A 22,918-nucleotide genomic window follows, 5' to 3' on the forward strand; every position below is an offset into this window, starting at 1 on the left:
ATTGCGGATTGGGATCATTCGTGCGAAGCATAAAAAAACACCGCGCTTTCTGTGGGATGGTTACTAACTACATTATACCATATTAACGCGGTGATTTATTGAAGTTTATAACTTTCTCAACAGCCTGAAATGTGCAGGAATTTTCGGCGAAACGGGGCTGTTCCGTTGGAATTGTGTCAAAAAGTGCAGCATTTTTCCGGCATCCGCCGCTTTCGGCTCAGATTGGCATCAAAATGCTGCACTTATGCAGGAATCCGCTCTGCCGTTTTGCGCGGCACCAAAAGATGATGCGCTTTTACAACAATGTCCCCTTTCGAGCTCGAAGCAGCTCCAGCCCTCTAGGCTAACATAAGCCCGTCAAGCTGCTCCTACCCGCACAGCACCGAAATAACCCGCCGCCCATGGCTTTAGTCCCGGAAATTATGTCCGCCGCGTAAACAAAAAAGAAAATCGGACGACTAGTGTTAAGATAATATTTTATTTCATATAGATTACTGACGGTGAAATAATATTTCGCCTATAATCACAATGTTATAGTCCAAAAACAGCAGGGAGGTAGAAAGGAATGAAGGTCAGGCAGCGCGCGGCCAGTTTGGTACTAGCCCTCATGATGCTCATCTCGTTACTGGCGCCGGCGGTTCAAGCAGGGGGAATGGATCCTCCGGCGACTACGTACGGGCAGGTCATCGACAAGCGGCAGACGGAACTGGCTCCAGGCGCGACGTACACGTGGTACGACATGGAGACGGAAAGAGGAACGCAGAAGGCTCATTTCGTTTCGTTCCATCCGGGCAGCATGAATCTGGAGCTCGTCGCGGGCACGAAGTCCGGCAAGGTTCGCGGCATGGAGGGCGTCACGCAGATGGCGGCCTATGCGGATGCGCCGGGCAGCAGAGTTATCGCCGGCATTAACGGCGACTTCTACGAGATCAGCGGCAACGCGACGGGCGTGCCGAACGGCCTGTTCATCGGAGGCGGCAAAATATTGAACAGCTCCACCAGCGCCTTCGCGTTCGGCCTGAGATCGGACGGCACATCCATCTACGGCAGTCCGATTCTGCAGAAAAACATCACGATCGAAGGCACCGTGACGCCGATTACGCATATTAACCGGTTCCGCAGCGATAATCAGCTGGTGCTGTACACCACAGACTATTACACCTCGACGATGACCTCGAACGAGGGAGACGAGGTGGTGCTAGACATTCTGTCGGGCGACGTGAAGCACGGCGCGCCCATGCAGCTGAAGGTGGCGGAGGTGCGCGCCGGCCAAGGCAACTCGCCGCTGAATGCGGGACAAGTTGTCCTGTCCGCATCGGGCGGCATGCGTGCAGTGCTGGCGGGACTCGAAGCCGGCGACGAAGTAACCGCGGAGTTCACGCTGAGCGGCGAATGGAGCGACGTGCAGGTGGCGATCGGCGGCATGGGACCGCTGATCAAGGATGGCATTGTTCAGACGGGCGTCGGTCCGGCCGGCGTCCATCCGAGAACGGCGATCGGCACCAAGGCGGACGGCACGATCGTCCTGTTCGAAATCGACGGCCGGCAGCCGGGCTTCAGCGAGGGCGTCGAGACGCATGAGCTGGCCGCCATAATGGCCGACCTCGGCGTCGTCAACGCCATGAACCTCGACGGAGGCGGCTCGTCGACGCTGGCGGCCAAGTTGCCGGGCGGCACGGCGTTCCAAGTCATGAACAGCCCGTCGGACGGCGGCGAGCGTAAAACCGGCAACAGCCTGCTCTTGGTGAACAAAGCGCCGGAGCTCGGCACGGCCGCTAGCCTCGCGGTTCGGCCGAACGCGGAGCGCATTCTGGCGGGCTCGTCCTTCGCGTTCCAAGCCCTAGGCGTGGATGCGAACGGACATCCCGCGCAGCTGAACGGGACGCCCGAGTGGCAGGTCGAAGCTTCGCTTGGGACGGTCGACGCGAGCGGCACGTTCACGGCCGGAGCGCAGGCCGGCACGGGCCCCGTAACCGTTCAAGCGGACGGCGTGCAAGGCGCGGCCGAGATCGAGGTTGTCGATCAGCTGACCGCTATCGCATTCCCGGACGAAGTCAAGACGTACGAATCCGGCATGCAGGACCGGCTGTCGGTCGTCGCGACCCGTAGCGGGCAAGTCATTCAAGCCGGCAACGAGAGCTTCGAATGGAGCGTGGAAGGGGAGATCGGCTCCGTCGACGAGAACGGCGTGTTCACGGCGACCAGCGAGAATGGCAAGATCGGCCGGATCATCGCCAAGTACGGCCAGCTCGAAGCGTCCATGAACGTCAGCGTGGGCATCCCGCCGGCGATGCTGGAAGATTTCGAGTCCGGGCTTGCCAACTACACGCAAGGCGGAGCGGCTTACAACACGGTGACGATCGCCGAGGAGACGAATCCGGACTTCGTCCGGTCGGGCGATACTTCGCTCAAGCTGACGTATGATTTTACCGGGAAGACGGGCACCTCGGGCGCATATCTGCAGGCCAAATCAACTGAGACGAGAATACAGGTGCCGGGTTATCCGCAAAAAATCAGCATGTGGGTTTACGGCGACGGCAAGAAGCATTGGCTTCGCATGCAGATGAGGGACGGCAACAACGGCGCGTTCCCGCTCGACTTCACCGAACAGACGACGGGCGTGACCTGGACGGGGTGGCGTTATGTCGAGGCTAACGTGCCAGCAGGCAAAACGCCGCCGTTCACCATCGACATGCCGGTCCGCTACATGGAGACCAGTAACGCCAAGAAGGACGCCGGCGCCATCTACGTGGACGATATCCGCGCCCTGTACGGGGCAGTGGAGGAGGATATCGCGCCTCCGGTCATTCGCGATATTTCGCCGGCCGCCAACCATACGGTCAGAAACGCGCATCCGACGATCAGCGCGATCGCCGAGGACGACGGCTACGATCCGGTGCAGCATCCGGCGACGACGCTCATCGATCCGGCATCCATCCGGGTTTACCTGGACGATCAGCCGGTGCAGCACGGCTTGTATCCGCCGAAAGGCACGATCACCTATTCGCCGACCGAGCCTCTGACGGAGGGCAGACATAAGGCGAAGGTCGCCGTTCGGGATCTGAGCGGCAACCAGACGATCAAGGAATGGTATTTCAACGTGAATCTCGGTTCGCCGCAATATCTTTACGAATCGCCGGCGGAGCTGTTCGCGGGAGAAACCTACGAGATGCCGATCAAGGCGGAATCCGCCGCCAAGCTGAAAGGCGGCCATGCGGAGTACAAGTTCGATCCGGCCGCTGCGGGATCGTTCGAGGTCATCCGCGGTCCGAAGCTAACCGAGGCACAAGCAACCGCTGCAATCGACGAAACGGAAGGCATCGTACGCGCCGAGTTCGCCGATCTGGAATCGGCGGCGCTGACGGATGACGATGTGCTGGCGACCATCCGCTATACGGTGAAGAGCGACGTCATCGGGCCGATCGGGCTCGAGCAGTCCAAAGGCGAGGAGACGACTCTTCCTCACACGATTGAATTCCTGTCCGGTTCGATTGTGATGATAGAAGGAGACGGCGCGCCGAGGCCGTTCTACGGCGCTCCTATCGAGTCGACGATTCGCACGAAGCTGAAGCTGCTATGGACGCATGCGAATATTGCGCTGGGTCAGCCTGCCGAGTTTGTCATCAGCGAGAATGGCGTTCCCGTCGAAGGAGCGACTCTGCTGCTGAACGGTTCGGAAATCGCGGGAGGCCAGCTGTCGGATGCGGCAGGCAAGCTGACGACCTCCGATGCGACGACGGCCGTAGGCACGTTCCAGGTGCAGGCGAAGAAGGGCGACGCCTACAGCCCGGTCATCACGTTCCCGGTTGCATCGTACGCGGGCGAAGCAGCGCCTTTCAATATGAATGTGTCGATGGGCGAAGAGGCGACGACGTCCAGACAGCTGACATGGCATACGCATCCCGACTCGTCGGAGACGGTCGTGGAATGGGCGCCGAAGGCGGCATTTACGGATTTCGGCGCGGATAACGTCACTCGCACGGAGGGCTCGAGCAGCCTGTATAACTCCAACAACGACGGCACCTACCGGGTGCACAAGGCGGTAGTGACCGGTCTCGCGCCGGATACGGCTTATGTTTACCGCGTCGGCGATGGCGACGGTAATGTGAGCGCGCAAGGGGAATTCCGCACGTCCGCGGCGACCGGCGACAGCCTGAAGCTGCTGTTCTTCGGAGATTCGCAAGCCTCGGATCAGGCCGGCTTCGACCAGTGGGGCGCGTCGCTCGAAGCGGCGCTGGCCGACATGCCGGACGCCGAGCTGCTAATTCACGCAGGAGACATGGTCGATCACGGGCACGAGGAAGAGCAGTGGAAGATGTGGTTCGGCGCGGCGCAGCATATTTTCATGAACCACACGCTCCTCACGGTCGTGGGCAATCACGAGGTGACGGGCACGAACGGTGCGGGCGACTACTTGGCGCACTTCCACAATCCGCAGAACGGTCCGGCATCGGCGAAGGGCAGCGCTTATTCCTTCGACGTGAAGGACACGCATTTCGCCATGCTGAACACCGAGCTAGGCACCGAGGCGATGCAGGAGCAGGCCGAATGGCTGGATCGGGATCTTGCGGCGTCGGATAAGAAATGGAAGGTCGTCGTTTTCCATCAAGGTCCGTACGGAAGCATCTATTCGAACGAAAACGTTCAGACCCGCTGGGTACCGGTCTTCGACAAGCATCAGGTCGATCTGGTTCTGAACGGGCACGACCATATTTACCTCCGGACCTTCCCGATGAAGGGCGGGGAAATCGTGAAGGACGGCGAAGGCACGCGCTACGTCATCGGCGGCTCCACGGGCCCGAAATATTACGATCGGACGGAGAGGTACTGGCAGGAGGTCGTCTTCGACGAAAACGTTAATATCTATACAGCCGTGGAAATCGCGGGTGACGCTATCACCCTGACTGCCAAGACGGTTACGGGGGAGCTCGTGGATACGTTCGATATCGTCAAAAAAGAAAAGCCAACTCCATTGCCAGTGCCCATTCCGACGCCTGCACCGACTGTGAAGCCGGGTCAGCTGGCGCTCAAGGACGAACAGCTGAAGCCGGCTGCGAGCGGCAAAGCCGTCGTTATTCAAATGGAGGGCTTGCTAAGCGAGCTGACGATCCCTGGCGACGCGGCGGAGCTGCTGGATGGCAGCGATCTGATCGTGCAGTCGGAAGCGCTGCGGCTCACCCTGCCATCGGAATGGCTGCAGGAGGTGGCCGCCAAGCTGCCGGCAGATCTGCGAGGAGACGGCGTTCTGACGCTGCATGTGGAACGCGTCGAGGAGCAGCAGGCCCATGACTTGCTCGAGCAAGCGAGCGGGCAGGCAGACGCCGAGCTGCAAGCGGCGAGCGGTCTGCTGGCCTTCCATCTGGTTGTCGCCGATTCAAGCGGCAAGAAGACGTCGGTCAGCCGATTCGAGCATCCGCTGACGGTTGCGATTGCCGCGCAAGGGTCGACGGACCGGGAGCTGACGGGTATTTATTTTATCTCGGATGAGGGAGAGCTTGAATATGCGGGCGGAGCGTGGAAGGACGGCTGGCTGTCCGCCGAGCTGACGCACTTCAGCGTCTATGCCGCGCTCGAATTCCGCAAGCCGTACCGGGATGTGGCCGCTGGCCATTGGGCGGCCGATGCGATCGCCGCGCTGACGGCTTGGCAGGTAGCGCAAGGAGTCGAAGCGGACCGCTTCGATCCGGAGAACCGGGTCACGAGAGCCGAGTTCGCGGCGCTGCTTGTCCGGGCTCTGAAGCTGCAAGAGCAAGGGCAAGGCGAAGCCGAAGCCGAGTTCGCGGATGTGCCGGAGACGGCCTGGTATGCGGATGAGGTCGGTCTCGCCGTAGAGGCCGGCATTGTCACCGGCACAGGTAATGGGGAGTTCGCGCCGGATGACGAAGTGACGCGCCAGGAGATGGCCGCCATGATTGTGCGCGCGCATGCGTACCGGACGGGAGAAGCCGTCTCCGGAGACTCCTTGCCGCAGTCGTTCTCGGACATGGCGGAAGCGCCAGAATGGGCGCGGCAGGCTGTTGCGGAGGCTCATAAGCTGAACCTGATGCAGGGCTATCCCGGCGGAGAGTTCCGACCGGAGGGTACCGGCACGCGAGCGCAGGCCGCACAGTTGGTTTACAATTTATTAAGATTCGAAGACTAGCCGTTATCCACACCGATGCTTCTATACAGGCATAACGTAAAAAAGGCTGCCATACCCGTTCCGGCGGGCAGGCAGCCTTCTTCCGGCTTCAGGACTCCAGAATTCTCTTGATATTCCGCAAGTCCTTCCGATTGGCTCTTCTCATCATGAAGGCCATGAACGGAGCGACGAGAGCGGAGAAGCCCGCCGGGTTGCCCCGGTTGCGGAGCGTCATGCGGGTCATGTTCTCCTCGACCGGCTCCCAGGTGTACGTCGTCTCCATCGGGAACGGGCCGTCCGCCGTCCGCATCACCAGCAGCCTGCCTGGATCGTAATCGGCAATCTCGTAGACGTAAGCGAGCTCCCTTCCGAGGAAGGAGGCCTTGAACGCGATATGGGATCCGATCTGCAGAGGCTTTGGCGAGCGCCACTCGGCTTTCTTAATATTCACGTACCATTCCGGGGCCCGATCCGGGTTGGCCGCATAGTCGGCAACCTGGCCGCATGGGCGGCGTATCAAAATTTCCGTCAACACATCTACCACTAGGAATCCCCGCCTTCTTATGACTGGTCCACACTAGTATATCCCAATTCAGGGCGAGTTCCACATAAACTCCACTTGTATACCTTTCCGCTAACGTTCATGAAACATATAAATATAGGAACTTCGTATTTATTCGTTACTCATGAGTGGAGGTTGCTTATTTGGAACAATACCGGATTGTGCCTTGGGATGACATGCTGACAGAAGAAACGTCCGGAATTAACCTGGAACAATACGTTCCCCCCGAGCTCGAGCAGCTCGCTTATCAAGTATGCAAGTCCTATGCGATGGACGTTAAAGGCATGACGCTGATCACCTCCAAGCCCGATAAGGGCGGGGCGATTTGGCGGATCGAGACGAATCACGGCCCCCGGAGTTTGAAGGTTCTCCATCGAACGCCGGAGCGCAGCTTGTTCAGCGTGGGGGCGCAGGAATACGTGGTAGGCAAGGGAGGCCGCGTGCCTGCCATTATTCACACGAAGGACGGCAATAATTCCGTAGTCGCCGGCGGCAAGCTGTGGATCGTAACCGATTGGATCGACACCCTGACACCCGTCGCGAAGATCGATTTGGACGGAGCGATGACGCTCTGCCATGGTCTGGGCGAATTTCACAGCTGGACGAAGGGTTATGTTCCGCCGCTTGAAGCCGGCCGTTCCTCGCGGATTTTCAAGTGGGAAAGCCAATACGAGAAGATTATGACCAAGATCGGCTGGTTCCGCCACATCGGGCTCGCTTATCCCGAAGCGGCCGCGAGCCCGCATCTGCTGTCGGTGCTGGATACGTTCGAGCAGCAGGCCAAAGATATTTTTGCCAGATTCCAAGCCTCGTCCTACCGCAAAATGATTCGAAAAGGCGAGTCGCATTGGGGCTTGGCGCATCAGGACTACGGCTGGTCCAACGGACAGATGGGCCCGAACGGCATCTGGGTCATCGACCTGGACGGCGTCGCGTACGATCTGCCGATCCGGGATCTCCGGAAGATCATCACGAGCACGATGGACGACATGGGAGCCTGGGATCTGGCTTGGATCCGCGGCGTTATTGACGCTTACCACCGCGCCAATCCGCTTGACCGGGAGACGTTCGAGCTGCTGTGGATCGACATGGCGTTCCCGAACGAATTCTACAAGCACGTGAAAGAGGTTGTATTCCGTCCTGTGGAGTTCATGAACACGGAGCTGGACGCCATTCTTGACCGCGTCGTGGCGACGGAAGCGAACAAATGGGAAGTGCTTCGCGAGCTCGAGAAGGATATGGCGAACTATCCGTCCGGCAATTATCCGGATGTCGAAGAAGAGGCGGCGAGCGAGCCATATGCGTACCGGGATTACGCGAGAGGCAGCCGGCCTGTGGAAGGCGGCGCACCTGCGGAGAGTCTCAGACCGGTTCAAGAGGAGAGACGGCGAAGCTCGAAAATTATCCGGCTCGTCGTGCAGCCGGACGGTTCGGTCAGACTCGTCGAAGGACCGCGTCCGGCAACCGAGCCGAGACGTGTCGTCCGCACGGCGCCGGGAGCGGAATCGCAGCCGCTTGTCGGCAATCCGGCGAGAAGGGTGCGCAAGAAGGTCCAGCGCAGACGCAGCGGCGAGCCGCGCAGAGCGGCGGGAACCGCGCAGTCAACCAAGCCGAGGAGACTGCAATCGGGCAAACAAGCAAGCAGGCCGACGGGTGCGTCCAAGCCGAAGCAGGCTCAGCCGCGTGCTGCCCGGCCGCAGCCTAAGCGGCAAGCCGCTGGGACAACAACCGGCAGACTGAAGAAATCAACCGCTAAGCCGGCGGTGAAGAAGAAGCAATCGGCACAGGTGGTCAAAACCGTAGTTCGAAGCCCGCTTCAGAAGCCCGTGAAGAAGAAGGCGGTCGGCAAAGCGGTCAATAGGAATTCGGTGAAGTCCTACGCCCGCAAGCCGTCCGCCAAGGCATTTATCACCGCTTTTAGAAGAAGCGCAACGATGAGGGAGATCGCGAGATGAACATTTTGATGATATGCACGGAGAAGCTTCCGGTGCCGAATATTCGGGGAGGGGCCATCCAGACCTATATCGGGGGCGTCGCGCGGCTGCTGAGCAAGCATCATAACCTAACGATCATCGGCAGGTCGGACCCCGATCTGCCGAATGACGAGAGGGTAGGCGGCATCCGCTATATTCGGTTCGAATCCCAAGGCGTTCTGGACATCTATATGAGCAACGTCATACCGTATTTGGAATCGAGCAAAGAGCAATACGACGTCATTCATATCTTCAACCGTCCGAAGATGGTGATGCCCGTGTCGTCCGTCAGACCGAACGCCCGTATCGTGCTCAGCATGCATAACGATATGTTCAACCCGGTGAAGCTGAGCAGGCAGGAGGGCGATGCCGTCGTCGATCGCGTCGAGACGATCGTCACGATCAGCAACTATATCGGCTCGGAGATCGTTCGATATTATCCGAAGGCGGCATCCAAGATTCGCACGATCTATTCGGGAGTCGACCTTTCGCGCTTCGCGCCGTGGAAGCAGTCGCAGTCCGCTCAGCGGGATCGCGAGAGCATCCGGTCCCAGCATAATCTCGGCAACAAAAAAGTCATCCTGTTCGTCGGCCGTCTGTCCCGCAACAAGGGACCGCATGTGCTGGTCCGGGCCATGAATCAGCTGAAGCATTCCGACGCCGTGCTCGTCATTGTCGGCGCCGCATGGTACAGCGATGACCACATCAGCGATTACATCGCTTACCTAAGGGCTATGGCGGAGAAATCTCCTATTCCGGTCATCACGACGGGCTATGTCCAGGCGAGCGAGGTGCACAAATGGTTCTGCGCGGCGGACGTCTTCGTCTGCACGTCCATCTGGGAGGAGCCGCTCGCTCGCGTGCATTATGAGGCGATGGCGGCCGGCCTTCCGCTCATTACGACGGCCAGAGGGGGGAATCCGGAGATAATCCGGAGCAACAACGGCGTCATCATTCAGAATCCCGAGGATCCCGCCGAATACGCGTCCCATCTGAACAGCATGCTGTCGAACCTCGGCGGCGCCCGGCAGATGGGCCTTCACGGCCGCAAGCTCGTCGAAGAGAACTTCACGTGGAACCATGTGGCCGGCAATATTTTGGATGTGTGGTCGAGAGTCGCGGCCACCATATCGGCTGCAGAGGCGTCTGATGCGGAGGACGACAGCACGCGGGAATAAAAAACGACAACCCTGCCGATTAACGGCAGGGTTGTATTGTTTTGCTTAGACGTCGTCATCATCGTCGTCATCATCGTCGTCATCGTCATCATCGTCGTCATCATCATCGTCGTCATCGTCATCGTCGTCATCGTCGTCGTCGTCGTCGTCATCGTCATCGTCATCGTCGTCGTCGTCGTCGTCATCGTCGTCGTCGTCATCATCGTCGTCATCGTCTTCATCATCGTCGACCTCGTCGTCATCATCGTCATCGTCATCGTCGCCGTCATCGTCGCCGTCATCGTCGTCGTCATCGTCATCGTCGTCGTCATCGTCATCGTCTTCATCATCGTCGTCCTCGTCGTCATCATCGTCATCATCGTCGTCGGCGGATCGGACAATGGCTTTTTCTTCTTCAAGCTCCTCTGCTTCTTCTTCGATGATAACGAATTGGACCTCCGCGACGTCATCCCAATTGATCTGGTTCAGCATGCTCTTTATTTCCGATTTGCGGCCTTCCAGCGTTAATTCCTTCGTGCTCCCATCGTTGAACTCGACCACCATTTGAGAAGCCTCTTTTGTTTTTAGCACGGCCTTCACTTGCTTCAGAATGGACAAGAGCGTATCCCTCCGTCTGCTTCATATTTTCAAAGCTTCTATATTGTATAAACAGGCTTCCCCAATGGTTTGGGTATGTGAAGCGGGGTAAGAGCAGCTTTTTGGAACGCGTCTTAGGCCCTCATTATGAAGCGAATATTTGGGACAGATTCCCTTTCGGGCAAAAAAAGTTTAAAATATTGTATTGACTGCTGCGTTGCGTGTTATTTTATAGGAAAGGGCGCGAACGTTAAGCGATTGGTTGGTCGACAATTTGCGGGATCAATGGAATTCATGCGACCGTACACCTTATGACGCGAAGCGTGAGCTTATTCCAGACCGCAATGCGAATTCGTTTGCCGTCTTGTCGGCTTTCCTGGTCTGCAGCGGCGATGAAGAAGATGATCCAGCACACAAGAGGAGAGGTTCACATGACGAATAAGAACAAGAAAAAGGCCTTTGACTTCAGCGGCAGCAACCCGTTCGAGAAGGACGCGCGCAAGCTATGGGGCGACAAGAAGGTCGACGAGTCGAACGCCAAGGTGGACGCGATGCTGAGGAAGGGCCAGCTGTGGAACTTTGAGGACGAGCTGAACTACTTGTACCAAAGATTGGCGGATATGCGCCATGAGGACCCGAAATCCCCGAAAGCTCAACAAGCGATCGGCGAATGGTATAAATTGCTTAGCCGCGTGAACACCTATTCGATGGAGGCATTCAGAGGCCTGGGGCAGATGTACGTCAACGATCCGCGCTTCAAGAACAACATCGACGAATTCGGCGAAGGTCTTGCCGTTTTCATGCGCGATGCTATGGCGCATTTCGCCGACAACGCAAAATCGTAGTCGGCTCTACATATGCAAGAGGGTCGGAAAGCGGCGGTATAGCTTTATAAGGGTGGGTGGGAAGCATCCTTGAAGCATGCCGCCTGTCTCCGCATCCGCCGCATCAAGTCGCCCGCAAAGGAGCGGCTTCTTCGTCGTTCTCTTATGCAACAAACACGTTCGCCCCGGCGTATGAAAGGTAATGGCATCGGAGGTGCGCGCAATGATCAAAATCAGGAGCTACGTCTCGGAGCTGACGCCAGCGGCATGTAAAGCTTTTATCCGAGATAACTTGGACGCCTTCACCCTGCTCTACGGCGAGGAGCATGCTACGGGATGGACGAAGCTGGGCTGGTTCAGAGTAAGCTACAACACGGGGAAGTTGAGCAGGGGGTATTGGGTGTTCAACAAGGCGCTCGGGCGGATCAGCAGAAGAAAGGGAGAGACGCGCGTGACGTTCGTTACGTTCCGAGGATTGACGGACCCGATCTCGATCGTTGTGAACTTCAGTTTGTCTTCTCTGATTTTCTTATTGGCGGAAGGGTCAGAGGGAGCGACATGGCGGGATATCCTCCTGTTCGGCGGCATCTGGTCGATGGGAATGGCTGTCGTCACCTGGCTCTACAGTATGATTCATCCGGACGGCAAATACGCGGAGGGCAAACTGATCGGTTTCTTGGAGCGCAATATCGCGCACAAGAGGCGCAAGCTGCTGTAGCTTGCGCCTCCTTCGTCGTCGTCAGCCGATCAGGCCTCAATTGAATAGGAGTCTTCCGGCTGCCCAAGCGCCTTCAGCGCAAGCAGCACCGACCCGAAGACGGGTTCATGACGCGGAGGCTCGACGAAGTAACGTTTGTTCCGGCCATCCGCCAGCTGCTCGGTCAAGACGCGGGAGACATAAGGGCTAGTAAGGACACTGCCGATCAAAGCGACCCGAACCTCGTCGCCATCGAAGGCGGAGGCGATCAGCTCGATGCCGGTTTTCAATTGGCGAACGGCGCGATTCAGGACGAAAGCCGCAATGGAGCTTCCTCTTTCGGCTTCTTCCGTGACGACAGGTGCGAACTGGCCGAACTGCTTGTCTCGTTCTCTCCGGTCGGCATGGAAGCCTTGCCGCGCGTATTCCGCCAGCTCTTCCAGATTGTCCGCTTGAAAGTGCCGCAGCATGGCGGCGATCAGGCGCGTATCGGAGTCGTCCCGCTGGCCGGCAAGCGCCTCGAACACGGCCTCATAGGCAATGAAGCGCGCCGCGGAAGGTGCATAATGATGGAAATCGTAGTTGCGGATCTGCCGTCCGGACTCTGTAATGCCCAGTATAATGGAGCCCGTTCCGGATATCGCGACGATGCCGGGCTTCGCCAGCAGCGCTCCGGCATGGGCGGCTACCGCGTCGTTCACATGCAGCTTAGGACATTCAAGACCCGGCACGTCCGTCAGCTCCGATACCCATTCCAGATCCTCGGGCCTATCATAGCCCGCTATCCCGGCCGCGACGTACCGAACGTCTTCGAGCCCGCGCTCAGCCGCCGCGAGCGCCTCCAATATCGTTTGCCGCACGTTATGCACGGCGTTTTTGTCTTTGTGAAGCGACGACGCGGGACCTTCAACGTATGAGAGCTTGCTGCCCTGAAGGTCGCAGACCATGACGCGCGTATGCGTCCCGCCTCCGTCTATGCCGATGACGACCGATGAATCCATGGGTGAGATGCCTCCTGCGCTAGAGATATGATAAAATGATTGTACTGGAAAGTTCTGGACCTGAACAGACTATAGCTCTAGACGGAGGAAAATATAAGATGATCGTTGCGATTACTTTGCTGGGCCTCATTCTTCTCATAGCGGTTGCTGTGCCCGTCGTGCAGCGCATCGTGCCGGCATTCGGAAGGCGAGTCACGGCAAGCCAGCGGACGCGGTTCGAGCCGCTGCCCCATTATGAAGACGGGACGTTCCGCTATCCGGTCCCTACCCGAATGACCACAAGCGTCAAAGACATGTTCCCGGTCGCGTGGGAGTTTCTCAAAGGCAGCCCCAGCCGCAAGCCGACGGGAGAATATCCAATGCTTCAGTTGGGACGGCGCGACTTCGAGAACCCGGCAGAGCCTCGGGTCATCTGGTTCGGTCACTCCGCGGCCTTGCTGCAGACGGACGGGCTGACGATCTTGTTCGATCCGATGTTCGGCAACGCGCCTTCGCCCTTCCCCATCGTAGGGGGCAAGCGGTTCGGAGGGAAGCTGCCGATGGATCTGGCGGAGCTGCCTCCTATTGACTACGTATTCATCACGCACGACCATTACGATCATCTCGACTATGGCTCGATCAAGAAGCTGCAGGCCAAGGTCGGCCATTTCCTTGTCCCTCTGGGCGTCGGCAACCATCTTCGCCGCTGGGGCGTAGAAGGGGAGCGCATTACCGAGCTGGACTGGTGGCAGGAGATGGAGCTGGGGCCGCTCAAAATTGCTTGCGCGCCTTCGCGCCATTTTTCCGGAAGAGGCACGGGTGACCGGGACAGCACGCTCTGGTGCTCTTGGGTCATCCATGGCAAGGAGAGCCGGTTATATTTCTGCGGCGACAGCGGGTATGGCCCTCATTTCAAGGAAATTGGGGAGCGGTACGGTCCGTTCGACCTGACGATGATGGAGTGCGGACAGTACGACGAGCGCTGGGCGGCGATTCACATGCTGCCGGAGCAGACGGTACAGGCGCACGAGGATGTGCGCGGGAATGTGCTGATCCCGATCCATTGGGGCGGGTTCACCCTGGCGCTGCATGATTGGAACGATCCGCCGGAGAGAGTCGTGCGGGAAGCGGAGCGCCGGGGCGTGCGCATCGCGACGCCGATGATCGGCGAAAGCGTCACGATCGGGGCGCCGGCGTATCCGACGGCCAAATGGTGGCGCGGGGCCTAGCTGCTAATAGAAGCAAGCACAAGAACAAAGCACCTGTCTCCTCTCGGAGCAGGTGCTTTGCTGTTCGCTGCCGTGCTTGGTCTTATTCCGGCACGTATGCCGAAGACGTATCGATGCCGATTCGTTTGGTCTCGCTGTCCCAGGTGACGCCGAAGTCGATCGCTTGCGCGATATCTCGCAGCTTGTAGTAATTGTTGCCGCCGATGTTGTAGGCCAGCAGCTTCAGAGCCTGGCCGTCCACATAAAGGCTTAAATAGGCTTCCGTGGCGCTCTTCGCCGCGGTGCTCGGGGAGACGGAGAGCTCGCCGGATACCGGCGTGTAAGGCTTGCCGGAAGTAAGGTAAATCGCATCTTTTTCGGCGTCATATTCGATTTCGAAGGTTTTGGCCGTTTCGTTCAGCACCATGGCGAGGTCGCGCAGCTTGAAATAGTTGCTGCCCTCTATATTGTAGGCTTCGAACGCGACCGTCTCCCCGTCTACCTCCACCTTGGAAGAAGTGGGCTTGGCCGTCGCCTTCGCGACAGGTCTCTGGACGAAATAATACGCGCGCTGGCCGCCGTCGGACACGACGGCGAGGCCGTTGCTGAATGCGGTGCCGCTATAGCCATCCTGGCCTTCCTTGAAGCCGATGACTTCCGCGCCTTTTTTGTTCACATACCCTTGAATCTCGGTTCCGTTATTGTCGGCTTTCGAGACGATAGCATAGCCTTCCGTAAACTCCTGATACAAGCCGGAATACTTCGGTTTAATGACTTCCTTGCCCGATTTGTCGGTAAAACCCCAAAGGCCGTTTCGCTGAACGGCCGCGAGTCCTTCGCTGAAGCTGTCCGCGGCTTCGTACCGGGGCCGGATGACGAAATTGTCGTTCTTGTCGATATAGCCCCATTTGCCATTGGCTTCAATCGCGGCTAGTCCGTTATGGAAGGGAAGCGCGGAAGCGTAGTTGAAAGGAATGACCGTTGCTCCCGTTTTGTCGATATACCCCCACTTTCCATCCTTCCGAACGGCGGCTAGTCCGTCGCTGAACGCCGTCGCGATTTCAAATTGCGGGTGAATGACGAGCGTGCCTTGCTTATTGATGTAACCGTATTGGCCGTTAAGCTTGACGTGCGCGAGACCTTCCCCGAACGTATTCGCATCGTCGTATTGCAGCGGAATGACTTCCTTGCCTGTGCGATCGATGTAGCCCCACTTTCCGTTTCTCGTCACTTGCACGAGTCCGTCTTTAAACTGGGCGGCGCCAAGCTCGTATTGCGGCTGCACGACAAGCTGGCCGGTTTGGTCAATATAGCCCCATTTGCCGTCCACGTACACGCCGGCCAGGCCTTCGCTGAAGCTGGTGACATCCAGATACTGAGCTCGGATGACAATCTTCCCTTTTGCGTTGATAAATCCATATGTATCGGCACTCGTTCCCAATGAATAATACCAGGCCAATCCTTCGCTGAGGGGTCCTACTTCCGCGTAGGGCAGGTACTTCGAATCCTTCGCGGACGCCGTGCCGGAACCTATGCCTGCGTAGGCGGCGGGCATGAGGGCGGTTAGCAAGATGAGGGCGAGACATACGCTTACTGCTTTTTTCATGTTGAAATAGGCTCCTTTTCTTTTAAGAGGTTGTTCAAAAAGTCCACTTTTGATCACGAAGCATATCGGGGAGCATACTCGACGTCGAATATCGAATTCAGCCGAAACTGAGCGTATGCTTTCGAAGTGCGTTTCCTACGGAAACGCTTCAGGTGCTCACGTAGCTTCCACTACGCTCCGCTCCTCATTTCCTAGCTTCATCCGATCTTCTGCAGCGTTTTTGAAAAAAACGCAGCATCGGAAGCATAAGCTCTTGTGCTGAAAACTGGACTTTTTGAACACGCTATTTTAAGTGAAATTCTCAAGAGAGTATAATGCAATCGGTAGGAAAAGTCTATCAAATTTGGTGTCTGCTAGGATACGCAAAAAACGGAGACTCCTCGGGTCGAGGAAGTCTCCGTTCTAAGCGTATGACCATTAGTACACCAGTAATCCCATCGCGCGTTTGGCGGCGTCGAGCGTCTTCTGCGCTTCCTCGGACGCTTTGCGGGCGCCCTCCTTGAGGATGCGATCGAGCTCCTCGGACTGAATGAGCTCCTCGTACTTCTCCTGGAACGGAGTCAGCTTCGCGATGACGACCTCCGCCAGCTCCTTCTTGAACGCGCCGTAGCCTTGGCCCTCGAAGCGTCTCTCGACGTCCGCGATCGAGACGTCGCCGAAGACGGAATAGATCTCGATCAGGTTGCTGACGGCCGGCTTCGCATCCCAGTCATAGCGCACAGCCATGTCGGAGTCCGTGACGGCGCGGGAGAACTTCTTGCGAATGACGGCCGGCGTGTCGAGCAGCAGCACATAGCTGCTGGTGTTCGGATTGCTTTTGCTCATTTTGCTCGACGGGTCGTCGAGGCCCATGACGCGCGCGCCGATCTCTTGGATGACCGGCTCCGGCACGGTGAACGTCTCGCCGAAACGGTTGTTGAAGCGGGTCGCGAGGTCGCGGGTCAGCTCGAGATGCTGCTTCTGGTCGTCGCCCACCGGCACGTGCGTCGCCTGATAGAGCAGGATGTCCGCGGCCATCAGAGCGGGATACGTGAAGAGAGCGGAGCTAACGACGTCTTTGCCCTCCGACTTGTCCTTGAACTGCGTCATGCGGCTCATCTCGCCGAAGTGCGCCTGCGTCTCCATGATCCAGCCAAGCTCGGCATGAGCCGGAACCTGCGATTGGAGGAAGATGGTGCTCTTGTCGGGATTGACGCCTGCGGCGATGTAGAGCGCGGCGATTTGGCGGGAGCGCTCCCGCAGCTCCTTCGGATCCTGCGGCACCGTAATCGCATGCAGATCGGGGATGAAGAAGAAGCCCTCGTATTCGTTCTGGAACATCACGTACTGGCGAAGCGCGCCGACGTAGCCGCCGATGTTCAGATCGCCGCTTGGTTTGATTCCGGATAAAATTCTTTTTACCATGGATGAACCCTCTCTTCTCATTAAATAATGAAATGCGCGTCTTTCCCGGGGACATAAGGCCATAAAAAAACGCCCCGTCCCCATGCAAGGGACGAAGCGATGCTCCGCGATACCACCCGAATTCGGCCAGCCGGCCGCACTCTGTCATGAACGGAGCAATAAGGCGCATATGCCGCGTCCGCTTGCGTGCTTTCGATCATGCCTCCCCAAGGTAACGGAGGGAGCTGCCGTCGAAGCCTACTGCCCCCGGAGGAGGTTCGGTTCGAAGCGATGGGATCCATTCGCCAAGGGCTCATGCGCCGGACCTTTCACCAATCGCCGGCTCGCTATAGCATGGGCGCCATAGGGTACTACTTCCCATCATGGCTGTGTCTGTATGTTATCGGTTATTGTTACCTAGAATATCCGTTAAAGCCTTCGGAGTCAAGTAGGCGGCTGCCGGCATCGGACAAGCCTTTACAATACTTTAACGCCATTATTAACATCATGAAAACAAACCCTCTATACACTTGGCTTAATCATGTTATAGGGAGTGGATGAGAAGTGAAGAAGGTTAGCAAAAAAGCGCTGTCCATCTTTGTCGCGTCGCAGCTTGCGCTGGGCACGATGCTGGGAGGAAGCGCGGTAATGGCGGAAGAGGCCGCTCCGGCCGAGGAAGCGCAAGCTACATATGCGCTTAACAAAATCGGCTCTTATGAAGTAGGAACGCATAACGAGGACGGCGGCGTCGCCGAAATCGTGAAATACAATAAGGACAACGGCAAGTTCTACTTGGTGAACGGCTCGAGCAATCCTCCAAGCCTGGATATCGTGTCGCTGGGCGACGGCCAAGGCGAGCTGAAGAAGGAGAAGACGGTGCTGGTGAAGGAGCTGGCCGAGACGAACGGCTTCGTGTTCGGCGACCTGACTAGCGTCGTCGTGAATACCGAGACGGATCTGGTGTACGTGGCGGTTCAGGAGGCGGATGCCGCGAAGCCGGGCAAAATTCTCGCGCTCGACTACGACGGCGAGCTTGTGAAGGAATACGCGGCGGGCATCCAGCCGGACATGATTACGGCGACGGCCGACGGCAAATACGTGCTGACGGCGGACGAGGCGGAGCATCGCACGGGCGTTCCGGGCGCGGATCCGAAGGGCAGCGTGACGATCGTCGATACGGTGGGCGGGAAGTCGGTTCAGGTGTATTTTGACAAGCCGGCGGTTATTGCGGACGATGTCCATATTCGTGGAGCCGTAGATGCGAACGGCATTATTGCCGGCGCTGGCACCAAAGCGGACGCGCTGTACGATCTGGAGCCGGAGTACATCACGATCTCCGAGGACGGCAAGCTGGCTTACGTGACGCTGCAGGAGAACAATGCGATCGCGACGGTAGACATCGCGAAGGGCGAGATCGTGTCGGTGAAGTCGCTTGGCTACAAGGACTACAACGATCCTGCCAATGAGCTGGATATCGTGAAGGACGGCGAAATCAAGTTCGAGAACGTGCCTTTCCTCGGTGCTTACATGCCGGATGGCATCGCTTCGTATACCGTCGACGGCAAAACGTATGTCGTGACGGCGAACGAAGGCGACGCGACGGAGTGGCCGAATCGCGTGGGCGTCAGCGAAGTGGGCGAGCTGAAGGGCAAGCTGGATGCGGAGTCGGAGGCTTATAAGTTTCTGCAGGGAACGGACGCTTATGACGGCGTCGAGGCGATGACGGACCGCGGCAATGACGCCATCTATATGTACGGCGGACGCTCCTTCTCGATCTACGAGGCGGACACGATGAAGCAAGTATTCGACAGCGGCAGCGACTTCGAGCGGATTACGGCGACTGCCGTGCCGGAATACTTCAATACCAGCAACAGCAAAGCGAAGCTGGACGACCGCAGCGAGAAGAAAGGCCCTGAGCCGGAGGACGTGAAGATTGGCGTCATCGGCGACCGGACGTACGCGTTCATCGGCCTCGAGCGCATCGGCGGCGTTATGATGTACGACGTCACGAATCCGCTCGAGCCATCGTTCGTCAGCTATGTGAACACGCGCGAGTTCGCGGATACGGAAGGCGAAGTGATTCTGGACACCGATACAGCGCCTGAGGGACTGGAGTTTATCTCGGCCGAGGACAGCCCGACCGGCAATCCGCTGCTGCTCGTGGCTTTCGAAGTCGGCGGTAAGGTCGGCGTGTTCGAAGTGGCGGAGGAGAGCGTTCTTTCCGAAATTTCGTTCACGGACATTGAGGACAGCTATGCCAAGGAAGCGATTGAAATGCTCGCGACGTTCGGCTATATGAACGGCGTAGGCGAAGACAAGTTCGCTCCGAAGGCAGGCATGACCCGCGCCGACTTCACGCTGCTGCTGGCAAGGCTGGCGGAGGTTGAGCTCGGTGAGCTGGACCGGTCCAGCTTTACCGATGTAGCTGCGGATGCTTATTATGCGGCGGCTGTCGAATGGGCGGCGGAGAACGGCATTGTTAATGGCATGGGTGACGGCTCTTTCCAGCCGGAAGAAGGCGTGACGCGCGAGCAGATGGCGGCGATGCTGGTCCGGAACGCGAAATTAATGGGAATCGAGCTGCCTAAAGCGAATGAGCCGATCGTCTTCTCGGATGAAGCCTCCATCAGCGAATACGCGAAGGAAGCGGTGGCCATCGCGCAGCAAGCGGGCATCATCTCGGGCAAGGATAGCGCGGCTGGCGTCATCTTCGCGCCACAGGAGATGGCAACACGCGAGCAGACGGCCATGATGCTGTTTCATTTGATGAGCGCGGTCATGGCTAGCGCTGCGGAATAACAGATCAACAGACTCTTCGCCAGGCTGGGAAGCCGCTGGGCAGGTCTGCATGGATGAAAAAGGCACAGCCTTCAGGAATGGAGGCTGCGCCTTTTTTTAGTGTGGGGACGCTGTCGGGCGTTTCGAGCGCCTCCCTTGGCACGATCGTTTCGAGCGTCTCGAGTACCGCGAGCTAGCGCTTCCCGTGCCCGCGCGCATCGATCAGCCCGATCACCTCGAGCGCTTCCCGCGCACGATCTTCTCGAGCGTCTCGATCGCCGCGAGCGAGCGCTTACCGTGGCACGAGTACCTCGAACACCTCAAGCGCCTAACGGAACTGAGCGACTCTATTTTGGGGAAAAAACGTGATTTTCCCATGCTAGCGGAACTGAGCGCCGTTATTTGATGGTTTTAGGGGAGATTCCCAGTGAAATCGAAGGAATAAGGGCGCTCAGTTCCGTATGTCCCCCCGAAAGCCCTGATTTCCGATGAATAACGTCGCTCATTTCCGTTAGCGCCCATCGGTCGGCTGCCATGCCGACCATTCGACGGACTAGCTGGCTCGAGTGTTTCTTGCCGTGCTCGTGGGGGGAAGTGCGGTTCACAAAATCGCATGCTTTTTCGCCAATAATTGCTGATGCAACGAAGTTCATTGTGTGCTACGATACGATGGTCATATAGAGAAAACAAGACAAGAGATACAGAATGAAGGTGATAGGATGGAAGGGCATGCTGGTCAGGCATCACCCAAGAAAGACAACGGAGCGAAGGATTTAAAGCTGTTCTATCTGACGTGGCCTATATTTCTAGAAGTGACATTGTTCATGATGATGGGGATCGCGGATACGTTCATGCTGAGCGCGATTTCCGACAACGCGGTATCGGGCGTCGGCGCGGCGAACCAGTATCTGCACATCGCGATTCTGCTGCTGGAGGTCATCGGCAACGGGGCGTCCATCGTCGTGGCGCAGTATATCGGATCGCGGAAGTTTTTTGAAGCGGCCAAAATATCCGCGCTCGCCGTCACGCTTAACTTGATCGTTGGCGTCGTGATGAGCATAGGGTTTGTTTTGTTCAATGGTTATCTGCTGCGCTCGCTGAACCTGACAGGCGAAGTATACGAGTTCGCGCAGAGCTATCTCGGCATCGTGGGTGGGGCGATCTTCCTGCAGGCAATCATTAACTCGCTGGCCGCGATTGTCCGCGTGCACGGCTTCACGAAGGAAGCGATGCTCGTCGCGCTCGGGATGAACGTCATCCACATTATCGGCAACTACGCTCTGATCTTCGGCAACTTCGGCATGCCGGCGATGGGCGTCGAAGGCGCGGCGATCTCCACGATCGCAAGCCGGCTCATCGCGGTAGTTGTGTTCTTCTGGCTGCTGTATCGGATTATGGAAGTGCGGATCAAGGTTAGCTATTATTTGAATTTGTCCAAGGAATACGTCGGCAAAATATTAAAAATCGGCATCCCGTCGGCGCTGGAGCAGGTCATGTATCATTGCTGTCAGATGATTTTCCTGTTCTACACGACGTATCTGGGAGAAGCGGCTTTGGCCGCCAAGCAGTACGCGTCGAACATTTCAATGTTCATCTATTTGTTCGCGTTCGCGGTCGGCATCGGCACGTCGATTATGGTCGGCCGGTTCGTCGGTGCGGGACGTCCGGACGACGCGTACAAACGCGTCTGGATGAGCGTTCGCTCGGCCAGCGTGGTGTCGTTGTTCATGATCGGCGTGGTCGTCCTATTCCGCGAGCAGCTTGTCGGGATATTCACGGACGACGCGGAGGTGCTCCGGATCGGGGCGCAGGTCTTGCTCTATAGCATCATTCTTGAGACTGGCCGGACGATCAACATCGTCATCGTCAACTCGCTGCGCGCCTCCGGCGACGCCAAATATCCGCTGTGGGTCGGCATGTTCACGATGGTCGGCATGAGCTTGTCGCTTGGCTATCTGTTCGTGTTCCATATGAATATGGGACTGGTGGGCATTTGGTTGGCGATCGCGGCGGACGAATGGGTTCGCGCGGTCATCTTCTACTTCCGCTGGCGCAGCCGCGCCTGGGAGAGGCACTCGCTGGTGCGCCCGGACGTGCAGCCGGATGCGGTGGCGGCGCATACGTAGAGCATTCCAGAGTTAGTGCCGTGGGGCACCACCGAGCAGAAGGGCCGCTTATCCTGCCTGAGGATAAGCGGTCTTTTTTTTTAATGGAATAGACGTGCCATGAACGCTTATTGCCGCAGCACCCCGTATTCGCGCGGAATAGGCGTGTCACGCAAACTTAATGCTCACGCCACCCCGCATTCAAGCGGAATAGACGTGCTACACACGCTTAGTACTCGCGACACGCCGCATTCGAGCGGAATAGACATGCCACGCACGCTTATAGCCCACCACCACTCCCATGCATAAGAACGACAAGTTTGGCCAAGCTAACATTCATGGAAGAGTCCAGCGTAGTCGGAATATCTTTTTTGAAATCGGGTGTTGACAATACCATAATCGTCTGATATCTTTAAATTAAGATAAACGAAATTAAGAAATAACGAGCAAGCGGAGGTGAAAGCAGTGAGCGAAAGCAACGACATCAAGAATGAAGCGCTCGACCTGTACATCGCATTGTCCCGGGCCAGCCAGTGGGTGAACGCCCATGGAGACCGAGATATTCGCAGACATGGTCTGAACCGGACCGAGTTCGGCGTGCTGGAGCTTCTGTACCATAGAGGACCGCAGCCGCTGCAGCAGATCGGCGGTAAGGTGCTCATGAGCAGCGGCAACATCACGTACGTCATCGACAAGCTGGAGAAGAAGAGCCTCGTGAGGAGGCGCACCTCCAAGGAAGACCGCCGATTGATCTACGCCGAAGTGACGGATGAAGGCTGTCGGTTCATAGAAGAGATCTTCCCGGAGCACACTAGCGTTATCGAGCAAGCAACGGCAGGGTTAACGCCGGAAGAGAAGCGGGCGGCGAGCGAGCTGCTGAAGAAGCTTGGGAAATACGCGCAGCAGTCCTACAAGTAGCATCGTCAA

General features: G+C 57.6%; 14 protein-coding genes. 10 read left to right on the plus strand and 4 right to left on the minus strand.

The features are described 5' to 3' along the window. Positions 1 to 565 precede the first annotated feature (565 nt). Entirely contained in the window at positions 566 to 6,142 is a 5,577-nt protein-coding gene (locus tag NQZ67_RS14605; RefSeq protein WP_257447017.1) for a phosphodiester glycosidase family protein, read from the plus strand. 88 nt (positions 6,143 to 6,230) lie between these two features. Here the strand turns inward: NQZ67_RS14605 and NQZ67_RS14610 are convergent, their stop codons facing one another. Then, complete coding sequence (locus NQZ67_RS14610) at positions 6,231 to 6,665, minus strand: SRPBCC family protein (RefSeq protein ID WP_257447021.1); 435 nt, start codon at positions 6,663 to 6,665, stop codon at positions 6,231 to 6,233. A gap of 161 nt (positions 6,666 to 6,826) precedes the next feature. On the opposite strand from NQZ67_RS14610, the gene NQZ67_RS14615 reads away from it, so the two are divergent. The 5 genes from NQZ67_RS14615 to NQZ67_RS14635 all read left to right on the plus strand — a co-directional run bounded on the left by NQZ67_RS14615 (position 6,827) and on the right by NQZ67_RS14635 (position 11,952). Then, positions 6,827 to 8,638 carry a CotS family spore coat protein gene (locus tag NQZ67_RS14615; RefSeq protein ID WP_257447024.1) on the plus strand — a complete coding sequence of 604 codons (1,812 nt, stop codon included), beginning with the start codon at positions 6,827 to 6,829 and terminating at the stop codon, positions 8,636 to 8,638. Next, complete coding sequence (locus tag NQZ67_RS14620) at positions 8,635 to 9,834, plus strand: glycosyltransferase family 4 protein (RefSeq protein WP_257447027.1); 1,200 nt, start codon at positions 8,635 to 8,637, stop codon at positions 9,832 to 9,834. Before NQZ67_RS14615 ends, NQZ67_RS14620 begins: the two co-directional genes overlap by 4 nt. Before the next feature lie 36 nt (positions 9,835 to 9,870). Continuing rightward, positions 9,871 to 10,341, plus strand: coding sequence for a hypothetical protein (locus NQZ67_RS14625; protein ID WP_257447030.1), 471 nt, complete (start codon positions 9,871 to 9,873; stop codon positions 10,339 to 10,341). Positions 10,342 to 10,841: 500 nt separating this feature from the next. Next, positions 10,842 to 11,255 carry a TipAS antibiotic-recognition domain-containing protein gene (locus tag NQZ67_RS14630; RefSeq protein WP_257447033.1) on the plus strand — a complete coding sequence of 138 codons (414 nt, stop codon included), beginning with the start codon at positions 10,842 to 10,844 and terminating at the stop codon, positions 11,253 to 11,255. A 202-nt stretch (positions 11,256 to 11,457) separates the two neighbouring features. Further along, entirely contained in the window at positions 11,458 to 11,952 is a 495-nt protein-coding gene (locus NQZ67_RS14635; protein ID WP_257447036.1) for a hypothetical protein, read from the plus strand. Between the two features lie 29 nt (positions 11,953 to 11,981). Here NQZ67_RS14635 and NQZ67_RS14640 read toward each other — a convergent pair whose 3' ends face one another. Beyond that, positions 11,982 to 12,932: an N-acetylglucosamine kinase gene (locus NQZ67_RS14640; RefSeq protein ID WP_257447039.1), complete on the minus strand. Its 951-nt coding sequence runs from the start codon at positions 12,930 to 12,932 to the stop codon at positions 11,982 to 11,984. A 98-nt stretch (positions 12,933 to 13,030) separates the two neighbouring features. On the opposite strand from NQZ67_RS14640, the gene NQZ67_RS14645 reads away from it, so the two are divergent. Next, positions 13,031 to 14,140, plus strand: a complete 1,110-nt coding sequence (locus NQZ67_RS14645) for an MBL fold metallo-hydrolase (protein WP_257447041.1) — start codon at positions 13,031 to 13,033, stop codon at positions 14,138 to 14,140. A gap of 82 nt (positions 14,141 to 14,222) precedes the next feature. Here the strand turns inward: NQZ67_RS14645 and NQZ67_RS14650 are convergent, their stop codons facing one another. Both NQZ67_RS14650 and trpS read right to left on the minus strand, forming a co-directional pair. Then, complete coding sequence (locus tag NQZ67_RS14650; RefSeq protein WP_257447044.1) at positions 14,223 to 15,725, minus strand: WG repeat-containing protein; 1,503 nt, start codon at positions 15,723 to 15,725, stop codon at positions 14,223 to 14,225. 417 nt (positions 15,726 to 16,142) lie between these two features. Beyond that, positions 16,143 to 17,129 carry a tryptophan--tRNA ligase gene (gene trpS / locus NQZ67_RS14655; RefSeq protein WP_257447047.1) on the minus strand — a complete coding sequence of 329 codons (987 nt, stop codon included), beginning with the start codon at positions 17,127 to 17,129 and terminating at the stop codon, positions 16,143 to 16,145. Positions 17,130 to 17,672: 543 nt separating this feature from the next. Between trpS and NQZ67_RS14660 the strand changes: the two genes are divergently transcribed. The 3 genes from NQZ67_RS14660 to NQZ67_RS14670 all read left to right on the plus strand — a co-directional run bounded on the left by NQZ67_RS14660 (position 17,673) and on the right by NQZ67_RS14670 (position 22,909). Next, positions 17,673 to 19,907: a choice-of-anchor I family protein gene (locus tag NQZ67_RS14660; protein ID WP_257447049.1), complete on the plus strand. Its 2,235-nt coding sequence runs from the start codon at positions 17,673 to 17,675 to the stop codon at positions 19,905 to 19,907. A 698-nt stretch (positions 19,908 to 20,605) separates the two neighbouring features. Further along, the gene (locus tag NQZ67_RS14665) at positions 20,606 to 22,012 is read left to right on the plus strand and encodes an MATE family efflux transporter (protein ID WP_257447052.1); all 1,407 of its coding nucleotides are present in this window, start codon (positions 20,606 to 20,608) and stop codon (positions 22,010 to 22,012) included. Between the two features lie 444 nt (positions 22,013 to 22,456). Then, complete coding sequence (locus NQZ67_RS14670; RefSeq protein ID WP_257447055.1) at positions 22,457 to 22,909, plus strand: MarR family winged helix-turn-helix transcriptional regulator; 453 nt, start codon at positions 22,457 to 22,459, stop codon at positions 22,907 to 22,909. Positions 22,910 to 22,918: the final 9 nt, after the last annotated feature.

Origin of the sequence: Paenibacillus soyae (assembly GCF_024623455.1) — a bacterium.
Lineage (GTDB): Bacteria > Bacillota > Bacilli > Paenibacillales > Paenibacillaceae > Pristimantibacillus > Pristimantibacillus soyae.

What these genes read in the sequence shown, in the direction of transcription:
- NQZ67_RS14605 (WP_257447017.1), top strand. Translation starts at nt 566, where the DNA reads ATGAAGGTCAGGCAGCGCGCGGCCAGTTTGGTACTAGCCCTCATGATG.
- NQZ67_RS14620 (WP_257447027.1), top strand. Translation starts at nt 8,635, where the DNA reads ATGAACATTTTGATGATATGCACGGAGAAGCTTCCGGTGCCGAATATT.
- NQZ67_RS14630 (WP_257447033.1), top strand. Translation starts at nt 10,842, where the DNA reads ATGACGAATAAGAACAAGAAAAAGGCCTTTGACTTCAGCGGCAGCAAC.
- NQZ67_RS14635 (WP_257447036.1), top strand. Translation starts at nt 11,458, where the DNA reads ATGATCAAAATCAGGAGCTACGTCTCGGAGCTGACGCCAGCGGCATGT.
- NQZ67_RS14640 (WP_257447039.1), bottom strand. Translation starts at nt 12,932, where the DNA reads ATGGATTCATCGGTCGTCATCGGCATAGACGGAGGCGGGACGCATACG.
- NQZ67_RS14645 (WP_257447041.1), top strand. Translation starts at nt 13,031, where the DNA reads ATGATCGTTGCGATTACTTTGCTGGGCCTCATTCTTCTCATAGCGGTT.
- NQZ67_RS14650 (WP_257447044.1), bottom strand. Translation starts at nt 15,725, where the DNA reads ATGAAAAAAGCAGTAAGCGTATGTCTCGCCCTCATCTTGCTAACCGCC.
- trpS (WP_257447047.1), bottom strand. Translation starts at nt 17,129, where the DNA reads ATGGTAAAAAGAATTTTATCCGGAATCAAACCAAGCGGCGATCTGAAC.
- NQZ67_RS14665 (WP_257447052.1), top strand. Translation starts at nt 20,606, where the DNA reads ATGGAAGGGCATGCTGGTCAGGCATCACCCAAGAAAGACAACGGAGCG.